Origin of the sequence: Propionigenium maris DSM 9537 (genome assembly GCF_027925155.1) — a bacterium.
Lineage (GTDB): Bacteria > Fusobacteriota > Fusobacteriia > Fusobacteriales > Fusobacteriaceae > Propionigenium > Propionigenium maris.
Genome location: NZ_BSDY01000033.1, coordinates 1 through 21,643 on the forward strand (window position 1 = coordinate 1; position 21,643 = coordinate 21,643).

Consider the following 21,643-nt stretch of genomic DNA (forward strand, 5'->3'; position numbering starts at 1 on the left):
CCACTACCTGCTCCTTCAGGGACACCCTCTTAGCTACTCTGTCGATAAATGGGATTGTAATGTTAAGTCCCACCTTCCATGTGCTGAGATACGCTCCCAGCCTCTCAATTACATATGCCTGAGACTGGGGTACAATCTTTATGTTAGTTACTACTATTACTACAGCTAGCAGTAGCAGTGGAAATACAAAAAACATATCATCACTCCCTTTAAATTATTTATGATCTACACAGCTTATACTCCGATATTTTTTCACTCCCTTTTATCCTTATTTCCCTCTCTATTATTTCATGGCCTCTATACCTGTCATAGAGATGGATAAACAAAAAGGCTCCTAAAAATCCGCTAAAGCTCAGAACAACCTTTACCACCTCCGAAAGTCCCATCGCTTCTCCCACAAAGTATCCTCCTATCATTGAAAAAACAGGGGTCAGATAGATCAGAGCCACTATTTTCAACAGGGAGTTGTCCCTTATCTCAAAGGTTATGGTGTCCCCCACTTCAACCCCTTCGCTGCACCTGAAATTATAGACACTCCCTGGCTTTTCCTTTTTATCACATCCCGAGCAGTGGCTGCATGCACTTTCCTTGTATAGCTGAACCTTCAAAACCTCACCATTTACTTCCCTTACCAATCCTCTATTTGTCATAGTTCCTCCTCGGACCTCAATCCTCTAATATCCTCCTTCAGCCATCTCCTCCAACTTTTTTATTCTTACTTCTATTCTGGGGTGAGTGCTGAAAAGGGAGGAAATGTCTTTTCCCTTAAGGGGAGCCACAATGAAAAGGTGTGAAGTAGCAGGATTCAGCTTCATATTTGGCTCCCTTCTATAGTTAGATAGCTTTCTCAGGGCTCTTGCCAGATATAGTGGGTGGCCGCTTACCCTAGCTCCATATTCATCAGCTTTATATTCTCTGGTTCTTGATATTGCCATCTGAACTATCATTGCAGCCAATGGTGCCAAAATCATTGTTGCAATTAGAGCAAAGGGGCTTCCCTCCCTGCTTCTTCTTCCGCCAAATATAGCAGACCATCTGGCCATATGAGCAAGGTAGGTGATTGCCCCTGCCAGGGAAGCTGCCATAGTTCCTATTAATATATCCCTGTTATTTATGTGTCCCAGCTCATGTCCTATCACACCAGCCAGTTCATTCTCATCTAAAATTTCCACAAGTCCCCTGGTAACAGCCACTGCAGAGTTTTCAGGATTTCTTCCTGTTGCAAAGGCATTTGGCTGAGACTCATTTATCATATATACCTTCGGCATGGGAAGGTCTGCTCTCCGCGCTACCCTTTGTGTTATCTCATATACCCTGCTACCCTCTTCAACTGGTTGGGCTCTGTACATGGAAAGAATAATCTTGTGGCTATACCAGTAGGAAAAGAAATTCATTCCCACCGAAAATAAAAGGGCTATCCCTACCCCGTTTCTTCCTCCCAACAAATTTCCGAAGAACATAAGAATCAGTGTCATCGTTGCCATAAGTAAAAAGGTTTTTATCGCTTTCATCTTCTACCTCCTTGAGCGTAGATAATACTCTAGAAAAATCTACTAAAATTTAAAGGAATGCACCCTTTCCTCTACTTCTCCTATATTTTTGAATACCAGCTTTATATCCTTTGTACCTTCATCCATTAGTCTTTTTCCCTGGTAGTTATTTTTTACCTTTAAAATATTGGAGATATGGTGCCCTCCTCCCCTCTTCTCAAATATGATTTCAGGCTTTACAGGTACCTCATCCACTTTTACTGCCAGATAACTACCTAGATCATCATATACAGAGAGATCCTCCGAGTGAGTATTTATAAACACCTGGAATATTAAGAATTCTGGGTTGCTCTCCTGATAGTTTTTAAATTCAATGTTTAAACTTATATTGCTTCCAGCAGAACTCTCATCCACAATATGCATCACCTGTGGCTGTATCTCCCTTTTATTTTTTGTATCTACAGCCTGAACCCCTGCCACTACTGAAATTATTAGTAAAAATGTTAAAATCATTCTCTTATTTTTTAAAATATCCATCATAAACCTCCATTTTTTAATTAAACTTTAAATCCATATTAACTTCTATCTTTTTCTTCAAAATGAACTCCTCTCCCTTTGGGTTCTTAGTGACAGCTTCCATTTTTCTTTGTTCCCTTCCTATGCTTTCTTCTACTGCAACACCCCACCCCAAACATTCCCATAACAAGGTGAAATCCAAGCATAATTATTAAATATCTTGAAAATTCCGACTCCCAGAGCCTCTGAATAAAATCCATCTGTAAAAATTCTCTTATAAACTCCAAAACAATCACTCCTCTCAACTTTTCTTTTATAGGGGGGTAGCCTATATTCTAAGTTTAATCTATCTATATGTCAGAAGTGTGGCAATTTAAATAAAGATAAATAAAAAGTGTAACCCTTGAAATCATAAAATTTTGAGATCAAAGATTACACTCTATAAGCTAGAAATTTACCTGAACTCCGTAGAATACGCCTACGGATGCTATTAATACTACAGTTAATGCCAATGCCTCATACCTTAATGAAAAACACTTTAATTTATTCTGAACTTTACCCCTCTCTCTCTTTGAAGCTACTCTAATCCATAGTAGCCCTGCTAATATTAAACTTAAGCTGAGAAGATGGGATACACTGATTATCCCCAACACTCTGGGATTTCCTCTGAATAACTCCACGATACTTCTTATCAGTGCAAATCCTATAAGATATATCCCGAACAACTGTCCCTCATATCTTTTATTCCTTCTCTTTCTCCAGAGGTAAAAGAACAGTAGATAATCTAGGGTAAATTCATATAGTTGTGCAGGGTGAAGGCTTCTTCCCTCTACTGCAATGCCCCAAAGCTTTGGGTTACTCATTACACTTCCATAAACATCACAGCCTATTCGACCTATGGCCTGAGCAAGAATTAATGGTGGTGCTGCCAGGTCGGCCATCTCCATTAATTTTAAATCCTTATTTCCTTTGAGAAATAACAGGGAGGCAGCCATTCCTCCTGCTATCCCCCCGTGAATCGACATTCCTCCCTCATGCATCTTTAGGATCTCCACAGGGTTTTGCAGATAAAAATCTAAACTATAAAACAAGATATAACCTAAACGTGCCCCTAATATTCCCCCTATAACAGCCCAGGCCCCCATATCGGTTGCCTTTTCAGAATCGATCCCCTTTCTCTTTGCATCAAAGGATAGAACCCACATAGCAGCCATCACTCCCAAAGCTATCATAAACCCAAAGAAGGGTATCCTTACTCCCCATACTGTAAACAATATCTTCATCTATCCCTCCATATCACTCTACCCTCATGCTATTTTTTATCCTTATCCTGCAGGTTGCAGCAGTCCAACCTCTTATCACCAAAGCTTTTGCTGTTTGAAGACTCTATCTTATCAAGCAGCCTGGCAAAGAACCCCTTTTTCTTATTCTCAGGATTTTTCTGAATTTCAACTTCTATCACCGATACTACCTTATATCCTTGGGCTTCTATAGACTCCCTTATCACACTGTCATCCAAGCTTCCTGTAATATACACTTCCCCCTTCTCCAGGGAGGTCGTAACCATCTCGATACCCCTTAAAGCCTTTAAAGTTTCCTCGATCTTACCTGTACACCTGCTGCAACTCATACCCACTACAGTTATTTTTTTCATACTTTTCCTCCTGATTCTATCCCTTGAATTTTTTAAGTCTCAGTGCATTTGATACAACCGATACCGATGAAAAAGCCATTGCTGCCCCTGCCAAAGCCGGGCTTAAAAGCAGCATTCCATTTACTCTTCCCCCAGTAAAGTAGTAGATCCCAAATAGTAGTCCCATAGCCACAGGGATTCCTATTGTATTATAGAAAAAAGCCCAGAAAAGATTCTGCTTAATATTCTTTATAGTTGCCTTTGAAAGGCTGAGAGCCAGCGGGACATCAGCTAAATCGTCCTTCATAAGAACTATATCAGCTGATTCTATAGCCACATCTGTCCCGCTTCCGATGGCTATCCCGATATCTGCCTGAGCCAGTGCCGGAGCATCGTTGATACCGTCTCCCACCATTGCTACTACACTGCCATCTTCCTGAAGCTTTTTAACCTCTGCCGATTTATCCTTGGGAAGCACCTCTGCCAGCACCACATCTATACCTACCTGCCTTGCTATGGCATGAGCCGTCTTCCGATTATCTCCCGTTACCATGGCCACCTCTATACCTATTTCATGAAGCTTTGCAATGGCCTTTTTAGATGTTTCCTTCACTGGGTCAGCCACTGCAATTACTCCTCCCAATCCTTCTCCCAGGATAATATACATAGGTGTCTTTCCCTCACCAGCTAATCTGTCTATGTCATCCTCTAGCTTCGGATGGATATTATACTCATCTAGGAGCTTCCTATTTCCAATGGCTACAAAAACTCCATCTACATATCCTCTAATTCCCTTTCCGGTAATGGATTTAAACTCTGTAACCTCTGAAAGCTTAAGCCCCCTCTCCCTAGCCCCACTTACTATAGCCTCTCCCAGAGGGTGCTCGGAATGAACCTCTGCACTGGCAACCTTTTGAAGGATCTCCTCCTTGGATATACCCTTTACAGCTACTATATCTGTTACCTTAGGTTCTCCCAGAGTTATTGTTCCTGTCTTATCAAATATTATCTTCTTAACCTTATGAGCAGTTTCCAGGGCCTCCCCACCCTTTATAAGTATCCCGTTCTCAGCCCCTTTACCTGTACCTACCATTATGGAAGTTGGTGTGGCAAGACCAAGGGCACACGGACATGCAATTACAAGAACCGAAATAAAGATTGTAAGGGCAAATCCTAGAGGGCTGCCGTTAAATATTGTGGGAATAATTTCAGGATGGGCCGTAGCTGTAAAATACCAGGCTACTCCTGAAACCACAGCAATGGAAATAACTATTGGTACAAAATAACTTGAAATTATGTCTGCCATTCTGGCAATTGGAGCTTTTGAACCCTGGGCATCCTCTACAAGCTTTATAATTTGGGAAAGAGCTGTATCGCTCCCTATAGCTTCTGCTCTAAACTTTATAGAACCTGTCTTGTTGATCGACGCTCCTACTACCCTGCTGCCCCTGGACTTCTTCACAGGAAGGCTCTCCCCGGTAAGCATGGATTCATCTATTGCAGTACTTCCCTCTATAACAGTACCATCTACCGGAACGCTCTCCCCGGGCTTGACCAGTAGTATATCTTCTACCTCTACCTCATCGATCTCTATTGCCTTGATCTCTCCCCCTTGGGTTACCAGATTGGCAGTTTTAGGCTGAAGCCCGGCCAGCTTCCTTATAGCCTCGTTTGTTTTCCCCTTGCTTACCTCCTCTAGATACTTTCCAAAGCTTATAAGGGTAAGGATCACTACCCCGGCCTCATAGTAAAGCTGCATCACATAAGCTGTATTGAGGGTAGTAAAAAGCATAAAGGTGTTGTAGAAGCTGTAGATAAATGCCGCAGATGTCCCCACCCCTATTAGGGTGTCCATGTTAGGACTCCTGTTTAATAAGTTTTTAAACCCTCTGCTAAAGTATCCCCTTCCCAGATATATCACGGGAATAGTGAAGATCAGCTGAACCCCTGCAAACAGCTTAGGATTTGCATCTGGCTTTATAAAATTAGGGATAATACCTGGTATAAACATCTCGGCCATAGCCAGATACAATACTGGAAGTGTGAACATCCCCATAACTGCTATGGAGTTTCTGTGCCTCATTAAAGCTTTGGCTTTTTCCTCTGCTTCACTATTTTCATCTACATCCTCTGAAACTCTGCTCTCATATCCAGCTCCTTCAATACTCTCCCTTATATCTCTTAACTTTAAAACCTTAGGGTCGTAGGCTACCGTTGCTTTTTCCGTGGCAAAATTAACCACACAGCTCTCTACTCCACCTAAACCACCTATTGCCTTTTCAATCTTTCCTGCACAGCTTGCACAGCTCATACCCAGGAGTTTTAGGTTTATGGTTTTTAATGAGGATTTTTTTTCTGCCTCGTACCCCAGTTCCTTTATTGTATTTTCAATAACTCCTGCACCTATCTCTCCGCTGACTGTGAGAGTCTCCGTGGCAAAATTTACTGCTGCCTGCTCTATACCGGCTACCCTGCCAACTGCTTTCTCTATTTTGGCGGCACAACTTGCACAACTCATGCCCCTTAATCTGTAATTCATCTTCATACTTAACCTCCTATAACCTCTACAACTTCCAGTCCCTCTCTGTTAAAATCCTCTTTGATCCTTTCAATAAGGCCGTCCTCATGCTCCTTTAAAAACATCTCCACAGTATTGGAGTGTCTGTAAATTTTATATTCCCCTATCTCTGAAAACTCATCCAATATTATCTCTATATCGTATGTACAAAAATCACAAAATAGGTTTTTAAATTTAATGGTCACCTTCCTCAATCCTTAGCCTCCTTTTTATATTTGATGTAATTTTTTGACCTTTATTAAGACAAAGGTAAGAATTTAATAATAAAATAATTGTAAGAATTATTTTAACCATGCACCATCTCTTTTATATAGAATACCCCCCTACCCTATATTTTGATTTTAACTTCTTTTTAACGCTTTGTCAACGATATAAATCGATTTTGACTTTAATCAAATTTTAATTTATAATAGGTATAGGGAGTATATGTAATGTTAAAGGGAGGTAGTTATGGATAAAAACGATAAAAATAATACCGCTTCATACAGTCAGGATAAAAAAAAATTAATTAATAGACTTAATAGAATCGAGGGACAGATAAGGGGAATAAAGAAACTTATTGAAAATGACACCTACTGTGATGATATCTTAAATCAGATCAATTCCTCAAAATCCGCGTTAAATGGAGTCAGTAAGATAATCTTAAAAAAACATCTGGGAAGCTGTGTTGCCAATAAGATTAAAAATGACGACCCTGAGATTATCGATGAATTCATAAAAACCATAGAAAAAATAATTAAATAACCACCATAAAACGGGCTCTTGAATTCTCTTCAAGAGCCCGAAATACTTTAACTTTTAGATTTTACCTGTTAAAATCTTCTTACATTCCCATCATATTTCCGTTCATTCCCCCCATCATCTCCATACCAAACTTCTCCTTCATCTCGAGTCTAAACTTAAGCATCTCCTTCTGATGCTGCGCCTGAAGTTTAGATTTTTGATCTACAAGCTTATCGATATTCTTCTGGTTGGGTTTATCTGCTAACATCTCCTTCTGAATTTTAAGGTTTATCTCCCTTATGTCCAGCATAGATTTCTGCATGTCATTCCTGTGCTTTGCATGTAGTTCATTGAACTCCGCCTGCTGCTCAGGGGTAAGATTTTCGTAGTGCATCATCATTCCGCCCCTGTTATTATGCATATGCCCTCCCCTGGTCATACCATTTCCTGTTCCCCCTTGGGCTAGAGCTCCTGCTGATACTACCAGTGCTAAAACTGCTATTATTTTTTTCATATTCCTTCCTCCCTTATGGTATTCTGACTTTACACTAGAAATTTACCCTACCAATAAGGCAAATGTGTGACAGAATTATGAAAGTTATTAACACAAAAAAAGAGCCCCTACTGGAGCTCCCTTTACTATGCAGACATCGATCTGTTCGACATCATTCCCTTTTTATTTTTCATTCCCTTGGAGTCCATCTTCCCCATCATTCCGCACTTCTTATCGCCATTCATCATTCCGCCCATCATCTCCATACCAAACTTCTCCTTCATCTCAAGTCTGAACTTCAGCATATCCTTCTGCTTCTGAGCCTGAAGCTTTGATTTTTGATCCACAAGTCTATCGATGTTTCTCTGGTTTGGCTTTTCAGCTAGCATCTCTTTTTGTATTTTTAGGTTGATCTCCTTCATCTCAAGCATAGACTTCTGCATAGCTGCTCTGTGCTTCCCGTGAAGCTCATTGTACTCAGCCTGCTGCTCCGGTGTAAGGTTGTTCATCTGCTGCATCATTCCGCCGTGATTCTGGTGTGCCGAGTGGTCCATCTGTCCTGAATTATCCATCTTTCCGTGCGCTGAGTGATCCATCGTCTGTGCAAATGCTCCTGCTGATACTACTACTGCTAAAACTGCTACTATTTTTTTCATTCTTATTCCTCCTGATTTGTTGTTGCTTTTTTTATTTACAAAGTCATTGTACTCATCTTTTGTGTCAGATTTGTGTCACCTATATGAAAAAAGAATTTTCGTCTTTTTCTGTATAGATATGGTAGAATCATCTCAATTAAAATACTCAGGAGGTATATATGATTAAAAGAATGAAGTATTTCATAACTTTCTTTTTCTTCGGTTTTCTTATCTTTGGCATGTGGGAGTGGATTCAGACCCCCTTCTTCACCGATATAACAGATGAGATAAATATTATTGTGTGGTATAGGGTCCACTGTACCATAGGGGACATAATGATAATGGGATTCTCAATTCTTTTCTGGTCTCTCATTAAAAGAAGCAATACCTGGTTCTTTGCTCCCAGGGGAAGGGACTACCTGGCTGTGACCATTATGGGAACTGCTTATACCGCCTACAGCGAGATACTCAATGTCGTCGTCAGGAGATCCTGGGCATACTCTGAGCTCATGCCCATGATACCGGGGACACATATAGGGATAGTTCCCATTGTCCAGTGGCTTGCTCTCCCTTCTATTATCCTTTATATCTGTGCCCGGTTTACCAGGGGAAGATAGATTTACTTTAAATTCCTTATCTTGCCACACTTCTGACATAAAAGTTAATTATAATAATTGCATAATAGAATTTAGGAGGTAGTAAGATGAAAAGGAAGTTATTATTAAGTTTATTTCTACTGAGCCTATCAGTTTTTCTTAAGGATATAACATTTGCAGATCACAAGGATGATTCTCCATCCATAAAAAGATATGAAAGGATCTCTACAGTGGAGTCTGAAAAAGCAACTCTCTCATGGATGGCTGAAGATAAGGTGGACACCTCAAAGCTCCTTAATACCAGTAGAGGAAGCGACAGGTTAGAGGTTCTTTCAGAGAATGAGGAGCTGGGAATCCTTCTTTTGGATGACAAGTCTGGCAAGAATATTGTTATGATTCAGGGAGAGGGTGAACTCCTGCTACTTACATATTCCAAAAAAGATGTTAAGAGACCCTACAACCTTCTTGAGTTCAAGCTTGAGGACAATATCATCTCTACGGATCAGTTTTACTATGTAAAGTCTTTGATCTCTGCAAGAGTTTAAGACATTAAATATCTTAAAAACCTTAGGAGGTAACACTATGCATCATATGTATTATAACAATGGAATCTTGGGATGGTTGATGAGTATCATGCACCTTGCCTTCCCTATTATATTTATATTTATTCTTTTTAGGCTTTTCACCGGCAGAGATAACTCTCAAAACCACTTCTCAGGGCATACTCCGAGAAATACACCCTTAGACCTGTTAAAGGAAAGGTATGTTAAGGGAGAGATATCAAGGGAGGAGTTTCAGAGGATGAAGGATGAGATAAAAAGCTAATTTATGGATAGATATTTTCCCTCAATTAAAAGGACCTCTCCCAAGGAGGTCCTTTTAAAATCCTAACTTTATTCCAACTCCCTCGTCATACTCAGGGTAGGAGTTCACCGTAAAGGAGACCCACTTTCTATCCTCTCCTTCAGATCCTTACCGTACTCTTTGGGCTTCCTGCTCATTGAAAAATCATAGTAGTTAGAATCCTTCTCCATACTGTGCAAGCTACGCTCCATATTGTTGCCTCCAGCACCTAATATCCATATGCCTTTAAAAAACCTCATTTGATCCTCCTGAGCTTCCAGTTATATTCCTCGATCAATATCTTTTTCACCATTCTATTCCATCACCTATTCCAATTAAGTGTTATATCTTAAAGCTGCTTTCATTTTTAGATGTAGGACGCTGATTGATTAAACATATTTACAGATTTTTTTGCACCGGCCCTTTAAAGATTTCAGAACCCCCTTTTTTCAACTTTTTATGATTCATCCTTTAGCCTTTTTCCTTTGAAAGTTGCACATAGTTTCTATAAGCTACCCTTGCCATACTTCTGACACATAAGTATATTAAACTTAGAATATAAGTTTTCGCCCTATAAAATAAACACTAAAAGGTGATCATTTCAGATTTTATTCACATGCTCTGGAAGTGAAAACTTTCAAGATATTTAATAATTATGCTTGGATTCCACCTTGTAATGAGAACCTTTGGGGTGGGGGGCTGCTGCAGAAAAAAGTACAGGAAGGAAACACAGAAAAAAATGGAAGCTGCACAATATAATTCATCTAGAGAGGTCCATTTAATCATTAAGGAAAGCGTAGAATTTAAGTCTGTATTTGAGTGTTGTAAAAGTAATTCACAGAAATTAAAAATCCTATCCGGTATATAGTAATAATTAAATAACCCCATAAAATTCTACTCGAAAAGATATGACTAGGAATGGCGACCTCAAGCCACTATTAAAAAAATTTTCAAGGAGATGTTATGAAAAAGTATATTTCTGAGTTTATCGGTACCTTTATCCTTGTTTTTGCAGGAACCGGAGCCATTGTCATCAATGATTTCAGCGGTGGAGCCATTACCCATCCTGGAATAGCAATAGTTTTTGGTCTTGTTGTTATGGCTATGATCTATTCCCTGGGAGACCTTTCAGGAGCTCACCTAAATCCTGCTGTGACCATTGCATTTTTATCAAGGAAAGAGATCTCTCCAAGAGACTCCCTGGGGTACATAATCTTTCAGGTTCTAGGTGGAGTTTCATCAAGTTTTTTGCTGAAGACCATCTTCCCTGAAAATACCTCCCTGGGTATGACCCTTCCCTCCATCTCACCTGGTGGAGCCTTTATCTTCGAGGTTCTTCTTACATTCATCCTCATGTTTGTAATCCTCCACGTAGCCACCGGAGCCAAGGAGAAGGGGTTCATGGCCGGGGTGGCCATAGGGGGAACAGTATGTTTGGAAGCAATGTTTGCTGGTCCCGTTACTGGAGCTTCCATGAATCCAGCCAGGTCCATTGCCCCTGCTCTTGCTGCAGGGGACCTAACCCACCTTTGGATATATATTATTGCCCCGGTGGCAGGAGCCCTTCTTGCTGTGGCAGTAAATTCATACCTTAAGGAAGAATAATCAATACCAAAAGAGAGAGCTCCCATGGGGGCTCTCTTTCTTTTAACTCTTGTTTTTTCTACTACTTTTAAATTTTTCCCTTCCTTTCTTTGGTTTTAAAGGGGATTATCTGATATACTAAATAGTAATCAGATAAAAATGAAAGGGAGATAAGAATGTTTGATATCGATGATTGTGCTGCATGGTTTGCCAGCAATGCCAGCAAGAAAATAACAGATAGCTTCAATGAAAGATTGCTAAAGGAAGGAGTCACAAGGGTTCAATGGATAGCACTTTTTTATCTAGGAAAGTTTGGCAGTATAAGTCAGCTTGAGCTTGGGAAAAAAATGAATATTAAAAGTTCCACAGTAGTTCGTCTCATGGACAGAATGGAAAAAGATGGATATATTGTCAGAAAAAAAACTGCAACCGATAGAAGAGTATCTTCTATAGATCTCACGAAAAAAGGGATGGAGCTGAGAGAAAAGACTCTTCCTATAGGTGAGGCTTTTAACAGGGATTTGAAGAAAGGTATTTCAGAGAAGGATTTAGATATATTTAAGGAAGTTCTCTCTAAAATGGTAAAGAATGTTTAATACTGCGATTTATCTTCCAGATAAATCGTGGTATTGTTTTTTAAAAAATTAAGTGCTATACTAACTACTAGTATAGCACTTAATTAAAGAGGGGGAATATTTATGAAAAATCCAAGAGAGGTACTTAATTCATTTATTGGAGGTTTAGAAGAGGTATCTAAAACCAATGAGGAGCATATGGGAGCATTTATGAACCTTATGGGAACTTCATATGCAGCAGGAGAGCTGGATATAAAATTCAAGGAATTAATCAGTGTAGCTATCGGGGTATATAACAGATGTGAATACTGTATTGTTTTCCATACATATAAAGCTATGGAAGCTGGAGCGACAAGAGAGGAACTTATGGAGGCTGCAATGGTAGCTGCTGCATTTGGTGGAGGACCTACTGTGGCTTATAGTGTTACAATCCTTAGAGACGCTATCAATGAGTTTGAAAATGATTTTTAATAATTAAATAGTTCTTTTTTACAAAAGGCAGTTAATACTGCCTTTTGTTGATGCTTAACATAAAAAGGGGGAAGAGTAATGGGAGTGATAAAGCTTGAAAAGCTTACAGGGCATTCCGACAGCGGTAAGATCACAAGAATTTATGTCAATCCGGGGGATACAGTAAAAAAAGGAGATAAACTGCTGGATATTGAATCTAAAAAGGGAAGTGTTTCTACTACGGCAGGTTTTCAGTGTGAGATAAAAGATGTGCTGGTAGAGGTGGGGGCTTCAATATCCATCGGCGAGCCTCTATTTAAGATTCCGGCAGGTGCAGAGAAAGTTAAAGAAAAAAAGAAAGCAGGTAAGGCAAAGACTGGAAGTGCCTCCAGTTATTTTGGGAATATGCTGAAGCCAAAGAAGGAGAAGATAGAGGCCGATATCGCCATAATAGGAGGAGGGCCAGGAGGCTATGTGGCTGCTCTCCAGGCTGGCCTACTAGGTAAAAAAGTCGTTCTCATCGAAAAAAATAAGCTGGGAGGAACGTGCCTAAATGAGGGATGTATCCCTACTAAAACCTTAGTACGTTCAGCTGAAGTATTTCACCTTGTAAGGGAAGCAGAAAAGATGGGAATCGGTGTTGAAAATGCAGCAGTTGATCTCAAAGGCGTTATGAAGAGAAAGAATGAAATTGTGGGCCAGCTGGTTTCCGGGATAGACTTTCTCCTTAAAAAACGTAATGTTAAAGTAGTTAAGGGTATGGGAGACCTCATAGATAAAAATATAGTTATGGTAAAGGAAGGGTTGAATGAAACCACTATCCATGCAGAAAATATTATTATTGCCACAGGGGGAAAAGTCTCTCAACTTAATATTCCAGGAAGCAACTCTAAAAATATAATTACTAGCAAGGAGGCTCTGGAGCTGAAGGAGATGCCCGGGAAGATGATCATAATTGGAGGCGGAATAATAGGAATGGAATTTGCCTTTATATACGCTTCCTTTGGAGTTCAGGTAACCGTAGTAGAATATGCAGACTCTATTTTAAATACAATAGATGAGGATGTTGTTGAGGTTATTCTTCAGTCGGCAAAGGAAAAGGGAATTCGTGTCATCTCCAATGGAGCAGTGACAGAGATACTGGACGGAGAGGATAATGAATCCATAGTGAAAGTGAAGATCGGAGAAGAAAAGAGATACTTTTCTGCAGACAAGGTTCTTATTGCAGTGGGAAGAGATACCTGTTTTGAAGGGATAGACCATGAAAAAGTTGGGTTAGTTCTCAATGAATACGGTAACGGGATAGAAGTAAATGAGTTTATGCAGACCAATATTCCTAATATCTATGCTATAGGTGATGTGACCAGAAAGATGCTTTTAGCCCACGTGGCTTCCCACCAGGGAGTCGTAGCAGTAAAACATATAGCCGGAGAAGAGGAAGCAATGAACTACTCTGTAGTGCCAAACGTAGTATTTACAATGCCTGAGATAGCTACAGCAGGATATAGCGAAAGTGAACTAGAAGGAAGAAATATAAAGGTATCTAAATTTCCTTTCGAGGCAAATGGAAAAGCACTTGCCCTGGGAGATTCAATGGGATTTGTAAAGCTTATAGAAGATATCGATGAAAAGAAGCTTGTAGGAGCTGTTATTGTAGGCCCTCATGCCTCTGATATGATAACTGAAGCGGCATTATGCATCAGAAACGGCCTGGGATCCCGTGAGATCATTAAGACTATACACGCCCATCCAACTACAGCAGAGGCAATTCATGAAGCGGCATTGGGGCTAAATGGAGGTGCACTGCATTTTGAATAAGATGAATCCTAAACTTGTAGTGTCCAATTCTCATGATCCATGGTTCAACTTGGCATATGAGGAGTTTTTGTTGAAGGAACTTAGAGAGGACGAGATTATTCTTTATCTATGGCAAAATGATCATACCGTAGTTATAGGAAGAAACCAGAACCCTTGGAAGGAATGCAGGCGCAGGGACTTGGAAGGTAATGGGGGGAAGGTAGCAAGAAGGCTTTCTGGAGGAGGAGCTGTTTACCATGATCTTGGCAACCTGAACTTTACCTTCCTAATGAAAAGGGAAAACTATGATTTTGATCGTCAGGTAGAAGTAATACTGAAGGCGGTACAGTCTTTAGGGATAGCTGCTACCTTTACAGGAAGAAATGACCTGGTAGTAGAGGGAAAAAAGTTTTCTGGGAATGCTTTCTTTTTTTCAGAGGAAAAAGCATATCACCATGGAACCATATTAATCGATACAGACTTTAGCAGACTCCAGGATTACCTTACTGTATCCAAGGGTAAGATGAAATCCAAGGGAATTGAATCGGTACGTTCTAGAGTGGTAAACCTCAGTGAGATAACAGGAAGAAATGATATAGGCATCTATAGGCATGCTCTAATTGATCAGTTTGAAAAAGAGTACGGGGAGGTTCAGGAGATTGTAGAAACAGACGGTATTACCATGGATACAGATATGAAATCTCTCTATGAAAAATACTCCCAATGGAACTGGAGATATGGGGACAGTCCAGAATGGCAGCTTCAGCTGGAACACCAGTTTCAGTGGGGAAGAGTAGACATTGGAATAGAAGTAGACAGGGGAAGGATAGAAGATATAATTCTGTATACCGATGCCATGGACACGAATCTCTCTGTAAATATCAGAGAAATCCTGCTACATATAGAAATTAGAACAGTCGAAGAAGTTCTGGCTATGAGGCTACATGAATACAATGTTAGTAATGAGGAAAAAGAGGTGTATGAGTGGTTGATTGACGAGGTTATGAAAAACCTCTAAATAATATCATACCTTTAAAGAATTAAGGGCTTTCCAAAATTACATATAAATTAGATTTCTAACCATTATAGGAGCTCCAGCTGGAGCTCCTTTTAAATTACATTATCCCTCTTTTAAGGATCAGTACTTTTACTTTTCTATTCATAAAAAAACTTCCCCAATCAATAGATTGGAGTTCTAATGACTAAGAAGGGCATATGGAATTTCCTCTATATCTGGGAAAAAAACCTAAGAGAAGCTTTTTTCAATTTATACTACTACGATTATCCCTGAGTAGCCGTGTTATTCATATTCATTCCTCTGCCTTTCACTGGTAGAGACAACTCCCGGGGTCACTCCCGAGGAAGACACCCTTTGACCTGTTAAAGGAAAGGTATGTCAGGGGAGAGATCTCAGGGGAGGAGGGGTGAGATAAAAAGCTAATTTATGGATAGATCTTCCCCAAATTAGAAGGACCTCCCTAGGGAGGTCCTTTTAGAATCTTACCTTTATTCCTACTCCCTCATCGTACTCAGAGTGAGAGTTTGCTGTAAAGGAAAGCCACTTTCTATACCTGTACTCAAGCTCTAGAAAGTATTCCCCCTCTGTATCGATCTCCCAGTTAAATTGAACCCTGTCAGTTAGCTGTAACTCACTGAAAAATTCAGCTTCCAGATCTCCGTCATCATAGAGCCTCAGCTCAGTTTCTATGAGAAGGGGCAGAAGATATTCCACTGCAAGGAATCCCCTGTTATCAACCTCTCCATCATCATCTTCCTCCATATTAAATCCCACGACTAGAGAGAGGAACCTGTTTATATACCTGCTGTAGTAAAGATCGGCATCGTGTTCCCCCTCATAGGAAGCCATTCCAGAGAAACCTACTTTATTTCTGGTATTAAATACAGCTACATCAGTTCCTGAGTAGTTACTTGCTCCTGTAATCTCCCCCTTTGAGAACCATTTTTTGTCCCAGGACAGCTTCTTGGCTATATCTTTATCAGGTTCACTGCCTTCATAGCTTACTACTCTGGACATACCAGTCTTCATATGGTAGAGGTTGTGGCAGTGGAAGAACCAGTCTTTCTCTTCGTCTGCTTCAAACTCTATGGTTATAGTCCCCATAGGAGGCACATCTACAGTATGCTTCAGGGGCGAATAGCTTCCGTGCTTGTTTATTACCCTGAAAAAGTGACCGTGAAGGTGCAGAGGATGGTGCATCATAGTTTCATTTCTCAGGATAAACCTCACCCTTTCTCCCCTTTTAATTAATATCTTATCACTCTCTATAAGGGTCCTGTTATCAAAGGTCCATACATAGTTTTCCATATCTCCTGTAAGACGCAGGGTGACTTCCCGCTCCTTTGTTCCCACTACATAGGAAGCTGGCTCTACAGCTCTGAGAAAGTCATAGTAGACTCCATCTGTCATACTATGCATATCGTGGGCCATGTCCATAGAAGGAGCAGATTTAGGTTCATCCATAGCTGAATCCATAGTATCTTCATTATGCCCCATCATCTGGTGCTCATCATGGATTATATCCTCCTTCTCTTCTTTCATCATATGCATCGAGTGATCCATGGTTTCCTCAGAGTCGTTAACCTGTGATATATGAAGCATTGCTTTACCTGTATGATCCTGAGCTGTAGCAGTAAAGGCTCCTCCTGCTTCTACGATTACATCATAGGTCTCTGCTACTCCCATAAGAATCTCATCCATCTCTATGGGATTCACATCTTTTCCATCCGCCGCAACGACTTTCATATTTCCATTGGAATAAGAAAGAAAGAAATAGGAAGATGCTGCTGCATTGATTATTCTAAGTTTAACGGGGGTTCCCTCTGGTATTCCATCAAGGGAGATGTGTTCCCTTCCATTTATGAGATAAGCATCATAACCTACATCAGAAAGATCCATAGGTCCCATCCTCATTAAAGCTCCCATGATTCTTTCTCCTACCCTGTCCTCCCTTATAAATCTCTCCCAGGACTGTACCCTTTCTCGTTTAAGGGCATAGTAGTCTCCATCCTTCTTTAGGTTTTTGAGAACCTGAACAGGGTCCTCATCTATCCAGTCGGATATAACCACTACATACTCCTCCATCTCCTGTTTTTCCCTCGGGTGGATTACAATGCTTCCATAAACTCCTCTCTGCTCCTGTAGCCCTGTATGGGAGTGATACCAGTATGTCCCCGATTGTATGAGGGGGAACTCGTAGGTAAAGCTCGTTCCCGGCTTTATGGGAGGTGTAGTGAGATAGGGGACTCCATCCTGATCGTTTGGTAGAAGCAGACCGTGCCAGTGTATAGATGATTCTACTTCCATATGATTGTTGAAGGTTACCCTTAAAATATCCCCTTCTGTAAACTCTAAGGTAGGTCCCGGGATTCCTCCGTTTAGTGTCATGGCCATTACAGGGGTTCCTGTGAAATTTACCTCTGTATAGGCTATATCTATCTCATATTCAACGACTCTTCCTAAAGCGACAATTGATAGGACCATATATAAAGTTAAAAAGATCTTTTTCATACTACCTCCCCCTTTAATGGCTGTGCTCTGTCCCACTTTTATGGATCTCATCATGGGAAAGAGGTTTTTTCTCTAACTCCGTCTCTTCGCTACTGTGGTGGGCATCGTTATCATGGTGGTGATTCTCTGCGTGACCTTCTTCAGGTATGGTGTTATGGTGAACCTCCTCGCCGTGGTGGTGGTTCTCAACGCTCCCTTCCCCCTCCCCCTTTAATGGCGGGTGGTAGTGTTTTCCCTCATTTTCAAAGCCATACACTCCAAAGGTAATTACCTCTACTGCATCTGGGTCAACTCCCGGGATCTTCCCCCTCTTCCTGTCCCAGGCTGCTGCACACTCTGGACAAGATTGTTCCCTTCCCTCCACTTCAACCAGATCAGCACACACACAGTGCCCCATGTAGATGGCACACCAAGCACAGTCATTTGGGATACAGCATCTGTATTCTCCCTTCTCTCTCAGTTCCTCCTTTACATCTTCCACCTTCTCCTGAAGCTCTGCCACACTTGCAACCTCTCCTCCCGTGTAGGAGGACTTAGGCTCCCAAAATTCTTTGGTATAGAGATAGTATCCTGTAAAAATTATGACTATAGAAATAATTATAAAGAAAACTTTTTTCATATAGATTCACCTCGCTAAAGATATAGCTCTCATAGTTACCTGTAATTTCTCTTATACAAAATTTTACCCCGCCTCCTTCACTTCTCCTCTATTAAAGATCGACTAAAGATATAAAAGATAAAGCCAACCTCTTAGACCACTGATCTTCAAGGAGGATTTTTTGATTAAAAACTGTATTAACTTTTAGACATTTTTATTCTTAGGAGGTGTTTGCAGTGAAAAAACTTTTAGCAGTATGTATGGTAGTCGTGTCCCTAAATGTGGTGGCAGAAAACCATATGATGGGGGAGAGTAGAGGAATGCCTATAACTGGAGAGGCAGGGCGTATGCACAACCTTACCCCTGAACAACAGAATGAATTCCAGGAGATGATGAACGCCCATATGAGGGAGAACCATAAGCTTATGCTGGAGATGAAGTCTATTGACCTTGAGATTGAGAGAGAGATGCTCAAAGATAAACCAAATAAAAAAAATATAGACAACCTTATAGATAAGAGGTCCAAACTCCACTCAGATATGTATAAAAACATGCTCAGAAACAGAATGGAGATAAAGGAGAAATTAGGAGTAGATATGATGGGACCTATGGGAGGATCCATGATGATGCAGAGAGGTAGATACCACAACCAGATGATGTCATATTAGCAGAATAATTTCTATATAAATAGGGCTCATGAAAGTTGAGCCCTATTTATACTTTATACTCTCTATTTTTTCTCTATAAGTATTTGTTTAACCTATATAACATTCTGATACATATCATCAATATCCCGCTGCACCATACCTGGAAGCAGAGACTCCACAGATTCTCCTCTAAACCACCTCTCCTATAGTTCTATCCTGTTCTCTTTTCTTTCCTCTTCTTTTTTACTGACTTCTCTCCTCTAAACCGGTGTTTTTTGTAGGAAAAAAAGTGGTACCCTTGTAGATTAAAGTTGAATTGATATAGTAGGTGAGTAACGTAAATTTCATATATTTGAGAGGGGGTTATACTATGGCAAAGGATCCTATTTGCGGAATGGAGGTCGATCCAGAAAAAACTAAATTTACACTGGAAAAAGAGGGCAAAACCTATTACTTCTGCAGTAAACACTGCTATGAAACCTTTAAAAGTAATGGTTCATATAAAAATCAAGGGAAGAGTTTAGTCGGTAACAGACTAGAGAGGTGTACCATTCCCATTGAGGGAATGAGCTGTGCATCCTGTGCTGCTAAGATAGAGAGGAACTTAAACAACCAAAAAGGAGTAGAGAGTGCCAACGTCAACCTGGCAACTGGCAGGGCGACAATAGAATACCATATAGAAGAGATCGATGAGAGGGAGCTTGAGAGGGTGATAGAGGACTCCGGCTATAGTATAAAAAAATCTGAGAAGTTGTCTACCTTAAACCTCAGGGTGCTTGGCATGGACAACCCCCATTGTATAGGTATTGTAGGATCGGCTCTGGAGAAGCTTCCTGGGATAAAAGAAAAAAATCTGCTTCCTACGGAAAAAGCTCAGATTAAGTATGATCCCGAAACTCTTGACTCCAGGAGGATAAGAAAGATCATAGAGGATGTAGGCTATGAAAACTTTTTAGATACCGAAAGTAAGGATCTGGAGAAGGAAGCCAGAGAGAGGGAGATTAGGTCATTGAAACACAGGACGACTGTTGCCATGGTTCTCTCCCTTCCACTCCTGTACTTTGCAATGGGTCCCCATATGGGGTTGCCTGTAAATAGGTTTGTAGAGGATAATCTGGGAGTAATTCAGCTGTTGATAACCCTTCCTATAATGCTTGTAGGTTATGAGTTCTATACTAAGGGGATAAGGTCGGTTATAAAGGCTAGGACGGCCAATATGGATACCCTGGTTGCTATAGGGACCGGATCGGCATTTTTATACAGCATATGGACCATGATTCAGAGAAGGCATGACGAGCTTTATTTTGAGGTCGCCGGTATTCTTGTTGCCTTCATTCTTCTGGGGAGGTTTTTAGAGGCAAAAGCCAAGGGGAAAACCAGTGAAGCTATCAAAAAACTCATGGGTCTTTCAGCTAAAACAGCTCTGGTAGTTAGAGAGGATAGAGAGATGGAGATACCTGTGGAAGAGGTTGTAGTTGACGACATTGTCCTGGTAAAACCCGGACAGAAGGTTCCCGTTGACGGGGAGATCATAGAGGGGCACTCAAGCGTAGATGAAAGCATGATTACAGGAGAAAGTATTCCTATTGAAAAAAGTGTGGGTGCATTGGTGATAGGAGCTACTATCAATAAAACTGGCAGCTTCAAATTTAAAGCTACAAAGGTAGGAGCAGATACAGCTCTGGCCCAGATCATCAAGCTGGTAGAGGAAGCCCAGGGAAGTAAGGCGCCCATTCAGAAACTCGCAGATATAATCTCCTCCTTCTTTGTTCCTGTGGTTGTGGGAATAGCTATAGTGGCCAGCACAGCCTGGTACTTTTTCGGGGGAGTAGCCTTTGCCTTGACAATCTTTGTGGCTGTACTGATCATCGCCTGTCCATGTGCTTTGGGGCTGGCAACTCCCACTGCTATCATGGTAGGCACAGGTAAGGGGGCAGAAAATGGGATATTATTTAAAAATGCCGAGAGTCTGCAGATGGCCCAGAAGATCGACACAGTCGTATTTGATAAAACGGGAACCCTTACCAGAGGAGAACCCCAGGTAACCGACATAGTCCCTCTCTCAGACCTCCCTCAGGATGATTTACTGTTATTTGCAGCAATAGCAGAAAAGAACTCGGAGCACCCCCTTGGAGAAGCTATAGTAAACCATGCAAAGGAAAAAAAGTTAAAAATTGTAGATCCAGATAGGTTTAATTCCATAACTGGAAAGGGAATTGAGGTTAAATATAAAAATAACCTTATTCATCTGGGAAATAAGAGGCTTCTGGAGGAGATGCAGATAGATTATAAAATAGCCTTGGTGAGCTTAGAAAAGCTTGAGGAAGAGGGAAAAACTGCAATGCTTATAGCCGTAGACAAAAAGATATCCGGTATCATAGCTGTGGCCGATACACTGAAGGAGCACTCAGCCAAGGCTATTCAGGCTCTAGATAATATAGGAGTTGAATCGATAATGATAACAGGGGACAACAAGCGAACTGCTGAAGCGATAGCCAGACAGGTGGGAATAAAAAGAGTTTTGGCTGAGGTACTTCCCCAGGATAAATCCGACAATATAAAGAGGCTACAGCTAGAGGGAAGAAAAGTTGCCATGGTTGGAGACGGTATAAATGATGCTCCTGCTCTCACCCAGGCAGATATAGGGATAGCCATAGGAAGCGGGACAGATGTTGCAATAGAGTCAGGAGACATTGTTCTTATTAAGGAGGACCTGAGAGATGTGGTCGTAGCCATGGAGCTTTCCAGATATACTATGAAGAAGATCAAGCAAAACCTCTTTTGGGCATTCTTCTATAATTCACTGGGGCTTCCCCTTGCTGCAGGAGCACTATATCCTCTTACAGGCTTCCTCTTAAGCCCAATAATTGCAGGAGGTGCCATGGCTTTCAGTTCCGTTTCAGTGGTGAGTAATTCACTTCTTATGAAGCGTTGGAGATCCAAGGTTAAAGACTAA

Annotated in this window: 24 protein-coding genes and 1 pseudogene; 11 read left to right on the plus strand and 14 right to left on the minus strand. The window is 40.8% G+C overall.

Annotated elements, in window-relative coordinates; genetic code table 11:
• From QMG11_RS18130 to QMG11_RS18170, 9 genes and pseudogenes are all read right to left on the minus strand, one after another.
• Positions 1-196, minus strand: a pseudogene (locus QMG11_RS18130) (SPFH domain-containing protein); the annotation flags it as partial.
• A 22-nt stretch (positions 197-218) separates the two neighbouring features.
• Complete coding sequence (locus tag QMG11_RS18135; RefSeq protein WP_281837737.1) at positions 219-650, minus strand: SoxR reducing system RseC family protein; 432 nt, start codon at positions 648-650, stop codon at positions 219-221.
• A 24-nt stretch (positions 651-674) separates the two neighbouring features.
• A complete protein-coding gene (gene htpX, locus QMG11_RS18140; protein ID WP_281837738.1) occupies positions 675-1,511 on the minus strand; it encodes a zinc metalloprotease HtpX in 837 nt (278 codons plus the stop codon).
• Between the two features lie 42 nt (positions 1,512-1,553).
• Positions 1,554-2,027, minus strand: a complete 474-nt coding sequence (locus tag QMG11_RS18145) for a hypothetical protein (protein ID WP_281837739.1) — start codon at positions 2,025-2,027, stop codon at positions 1,554-1,556.
• 86 nt (positions 2,028-2,113) lie between these two features.
• Positions 2,114-2,293, minus strand: coding sequence for a hypothetical protein (locus QMG11_RS18150; RefSeq protein WP_281837740.1), 180 nt, complete (start codon positions 2,291-2,293; stop codon positions 2,114-2,116).
• Positions 2,294-2,452: 159 nt separating this feature from the next.
• Positions 2,453-3,289: a prolipoprotein diacylglyceryl transferase gene (gene lgt, locus QMG11_RS18155; RefSeq protein WP_281837741.1), complete on the minus strand. Its 837-nt coding sequence runs from the start codon at positions 3,287-3,289 to the stop codon at positions 2,453-2,455.
• 29 nt (positions 3,290-3,318) lie between these two features.
• Positions 3,319-3,660, minus strand: coding sequence for a heavy-metal-associated domain-containing protein (locus QMG11_RS18160; RefSeq protein ID WP_281837742.1), 342 nt, complete (start codon positions 3,658-3,660; stop codon positions 3,319-3,321).
• A gap of 16 nt (positions 3,661-3,676) precedes the next feature.
• On the minus strand, positions 3,677-6,184 hold the full coding sequence (locus QMG11_RS18165; protein ID WP_281837743.1) for a heavy metal translocating P-type ATPase: 2,508 nt from the start codon (positions 6,182-6,184) through the stop codon (positions 3,677-3,679).
• 2 nt (positions 6,185-6,186) lie between these two features.
• Entirely contained in the window at positions 6,187-6,411 is a 225-nt protein-coding gene (locus QMG11_RS18170; RefSeq protein ID WP_281837744.1) for a hypothetical protein, read from the minus strand.
• A 256-nt stretch (positions 6,412-6,667) separates the two neighbouring features.
• On the opposite strand from QMG11_RS18170, the gene QMG11_RS18175 reads away from it, so the two are divergent.
• Positions 6,668-6,961, plus strand: coding sequence for a metal-sensitive transcriptional regulator (locus QMG11_RS18175; protein ID WP_281837745.1), 294 nt, complete (start codon positions 6,668-6,670; stop codon positions 6,959-6,961).
• A 79-nt stretch (positions 6,962-7,040) separates the two neighbouring features.
• Here QMG11_RS18175 and QMG11_RS18180 read toward each other — a convergent pair whose 3' ends face one another.
• Positions 7,041-7,454, minus strand: a complete 414-nt coding sequence (locus QMG11_RS18180) for a Spy/CpxP family protein refolding chaperone (protein WP_281837746.1) — start codon at positions 7,452-7,454, stop codon at positions 7,041-7,043.
• Positions 7,455-7,579: 125 nt separating this feature from the next.
• Positions 7,580-8,089: a periplasmic heavy metal sensor gene (locus QMG11_RS18185; RefSeq protein ID WP_281837747.1), complete on the minus strand. Its 510-nt coding sequence runs from the start codon at positions 8,087-8,089 to the stop codon at positions 7,580-7,582.
• A gap of 158 nt (positions 8,090-8,247) precedes the next feature.
• Here QMG11_RS18185 and QMG11_RS18190 point away from each other — a divergent pair, with 158 nt between their 5' ends.
• From QMG11_RS18190 to QMG11_RS18200, 3 genes are all read left to right on the plus strand, one after another.
• Positions 8,248-8,685 (plus strand): hypothetical protein, encoded by a 438-nt coding sequence (locus tag QMG11_RS18190; protein ID WP_281837748.1) that lies wholly within the window; start codon positions 8,248-8,250, stop codon positions 8,683-8,685.
• Between the two features lie 86 nt (positions 8,686-8,771).
• A complete protein-coding gene (locus QMG11_RS18195; protein WP_281837749.1) occupies positions 8,772-9,209 on the plus strand; it encodes a hypothetical protein in 438 nt (145 codons plus the stop codon).
• 37 nt (positions 9,210-9,246) lie between these two features.
• Complete coding sequence (locus QMG11_RS18200) at positions 9,247-9,489, plus strand: SHOCT domain-containing protein (RefSeq protein WP_281837750.1); 243 nt, start codon at positions 9,247-9,249, stop codon at positions 9,487-9,489.
• Positions 9,490-9,593: 104 nt separating this feature from the next.
• On the opposite strand, the gene QMG11_RS18205 is transcribed toward QMG11_RS18200, so the two are convergent.
• On the minus strand, positions 9,594-9,719 hold the full coding sequence (locus QMG11_RS18205) for a hypothetical protein (RefSeq protein WP_281837751.1): 126 nt from the start codon (positions 9,717-9,719) through the stop codon (positions 9,594-9,596).
• Positions 9,720-10,470: 751 nt separating this feature from the next.
• Between QMG11_RS18205 and QMG11_RS18210 the strand changes: the two genes are divergently transcribed.
• The 5 genes from QMG11_RS18210 to lplA all read left to right on the plus strand — a co-directional run bounded on the left by QMG11_RS18210 (position 10,471) and on the right by lplA (position 14,931).
• Positions 10,471-11,112, plus strand: a complete 642-nt coding sequence (locus QMG11_RS18210) for an MIP/aquaporin family protein (RefSeq protein WP_281837752.1) — start codon at positions 10,471-10,473, stop codon at positions 11,110-11,112.
• Positions 11,113-11,267: 155 nt separating this feature from the next.
• Positions 11,268-11,687: a MarR family winged helix-turn-helix transcriptional regulator gene (locus tag QMG11_RS18215; protein WP_281837753.1), complete on the plus strand. Its 420-nt coding sequence runs from the start codon at positions 11,268-11,270 to the stop codon at positions 11,685-11,687.
• Between the two features lie 102 nt (positions 11,688-11,789).
• Complete coding sequence (locus tag QMG11_RS18220) at positions 11,790-12,137, plus strand: carboxymuconolactone decarboxylase family protein (RefSeq protein WP_281837754.1); 348 nt, start codon at positions 11,790-11,792, stop codon at positions 12,135-12,137.
• A 78-nt stretch (positions 12,138-12,215) separates the two neighbouring features.
• On the plus strand, positions 12,216-13,934 hold the full coding sequence (gene lpdA, locus QMG11_RS18225) for a dihydrolipoyl dehydrogenase (RefSeq protein ID WP_281837755.1): 1,719 nt from the start codon (positions 12,216-12,218) through the stop codon (positions 13,932-13,934).
• Position 13,935: 1 nt separating this feature from the next.
• The gene (gene lplA / locus QMG11_RS18230; RefSeq protein ID WP_281837769.1) at positions 13,936-14,931 is read left to right on the plus strand and encodes a lipoate--protein ligase; all 996 of its coding nucleotides are present in this window, start codon (positions 13,936-13,938) and stop codon (positions 14,929-14,931) included.
• Positions 14,932-15,405: 474 nt separating this feature from the next.
• Here the strand turns inward: lplA and QMG11_RS18235 are convergent, their stop codons facing one another.
• The gene (locus tag QMG11_RS18235) at positions 15,406-17,442 is read right to left on the minus strand and encodes a multicopper oxidase domain-containing protein (protein ID WP_281837756.1); all 2,037 of its coding nucleotides are present in this window, start codon (positions 17,440-17,442) and stop codon (positions 15,406-15,408) included.
• Between the two features lie 13 nt (positions 17,443-17,455).
• Positions 17,456-18,061: a hypothetical protein gene (locus tag QMG11_RS18240; RefSeq protein WP_281837757.1), complete on the minus strand. Its 606-nt coding sequence runs from the start codon at positions 18,059-18,061 to the stop codon at positions 17,456-17,458.
• A gap of 215 nt (positions 18,062-18,276) precedes the next feature.
• Here QMG11_RS18240 and QMG11_RS18245 point away from each other — a divergent pair, with 215 nt between their 5' ends.
• Together QMG11_RS18245 and QMG11_RS18250 are read left to right on the plus strand one after the other, a co-directional pair.
• The gene (locus QMG11_RS18245) at positions 18,277-18,708 is read left to right on the plus strand and encodes a Spy/CpxP family protein refolding chaperone (RefSeq protein WP_281837758.1); all 432 of its coding nucleotides are present in this window, start codon (positions 18,277-18,279) and stop codon (positions 18,706-18,708) included.
• A 349-nt stretch (positions 18,709-19,057) separates the two neighbouring features.
• Positions 19,058-21,643: a heavy metal translocating P-type ATPase gene (locus QMG11_RS18250; RefSeq protein ID WP_281837759.1), complete on the plus strand. Its 2,586-nt coding sequence runs from the start codon at positions 19,058-19,060 to the stop codon at positions 21,641-21,643.

Coding starts and splice junctions, on each gene's coding strand:
- QMG11_RS18135 (WP_281837737.1), bottom strand. CDS start 650: ATGACAAATAGAGGATTGGTAAGGGAAGTAAATGGTGAGGTTTTGAAG.
- htpX (WP_281837738.1), bottom strand. CDS start 1,511: ATGAAAGCGATAAAAACCTTTTTACTTATGGCAACGATGACACTGATT.
- QMG11_RS18145 (WP_281837739.1), bottom strand. CDS start 2,027: ATGGATATTTTAAAAAATAAGAGAATGATTTTAACATTTTTACTAATA.
- lgt (WP_281837741.1), bottom strand. CDS start 3,289: ATGAAGATATTGTTTACAGTATGGGGAGTAAGGATACCCTTCTTTGGG.
- QMG11_RS18160 (WP_281837742.1), bottom strand. CDS start 3,660: ATGAAAAAAATAACTGTAGTGGGTATGAGTTGCAGCAGGTGTACAGGT.
- QMG11_RS18165 (WP_281837743.1), bottom strand. CDS start 6,184: ATGAAGATGAATTACAGATTAAGGGGCATGAGTTGTGCAAGTTGTGCC.
- QMG11_RS18175 (WP_281837745.1), top strand. CDS start 6,668: ATGGATAAAAACGATAAAAATAATACCGCTTCATACAGTCAGGATAAA.
- QMG11_RS18180 (WP_281837746.1), bottom strand. CDS start 7,454: ATGAAAAAAATAATAGCAGTTTTAGCACTGGTAGTATCAGCAGGAGCT.
- QMG11_RS18185 (WP_281837747.1), bottom strand. CDS start 8,089: ATGAAAAAAATAGTAGCAGTTTTAGCAGTAGTAGTATCAGCAGGAGCA.
- QMG11_RS18190 (WP_281837748.1), top strand. CDS start 8,248: ATGATTAAAAGAATGAAGTATTTCATAACTTTCTTTTTCTTCGGTTTT.
- QMG11_RS18195 (WP_281837749.1), top strand. CDS start 8,772: ATGAAAAGGAAGTTATTATTAAGTTTATTTCTACTGAGCCTATCAGTT.
- QMG11_RS18200 (WP_281837750.1), top strand. CDS start 9,247: ATGCATCATATGTATTATAACAATGGAATCTTGGGATGGTTGATGAGT.
- QMG11_RS18205 (WP_281837751.1), bottom strand. CDS start 9,719: ATGGAGCGTAGCTTGCACAGTATGGAGAAGGATTCTAACTACTATGAT.
- QMG11_RS18210 (WP_281837752.1), top strand. CDS start 10,471: ATGAAAAAGTATATTTCTGAGTTTATCGGTACCTTTATCCTTGTTTTT.
- QMG11_RS18215 (WP_281837753.1), top strand. CDS start 11,268: ATGTTTGATATCGATGATTGTGCTGCATGGTTTGCCAGCAATGCCAGC.
- QMG11_RS18220 (WP_281837754.1), top strand. CDS start 11,790: ATGAAAAATCCAAGAGAGGTACTTAATTCATTTATTGGAGGTTTAGAA.
- lpdA (WP_281837755.1), top strand. CDS start 12,216: ATGGGAGTGATAAAGCTTGAAAAGCTTACAGGGCATTCCGACAGCGGT.
- lplA (WP_281837769.1), top strand. CDS start 13,936: ATGAATCCTAAACTTGTAGTGTCCAATTCTCATGATCCATGGTTCAAC.
- QMG11_RS18235 (WP_281837756.1), bottom strand. CDS start 17,442: ATGAAAAAGATCTTTTTAACTTTATATATGGTCCTATCAATTGTCGCT.
- QMG11_RS18240 (WP_281837757.1), bottom strand. CDS start 18,061: ATGAAAAAAGTTTTCTTTATAATTATTTCTATAGTCATAATTTTTACA.
- QMG11_RS18250 (WP_281837759.1), top strand. CDS start 19,058: ATGGCAAAGGATCCTATTTGCGGAATGGAGGTCGATCCAGAAAAAACT.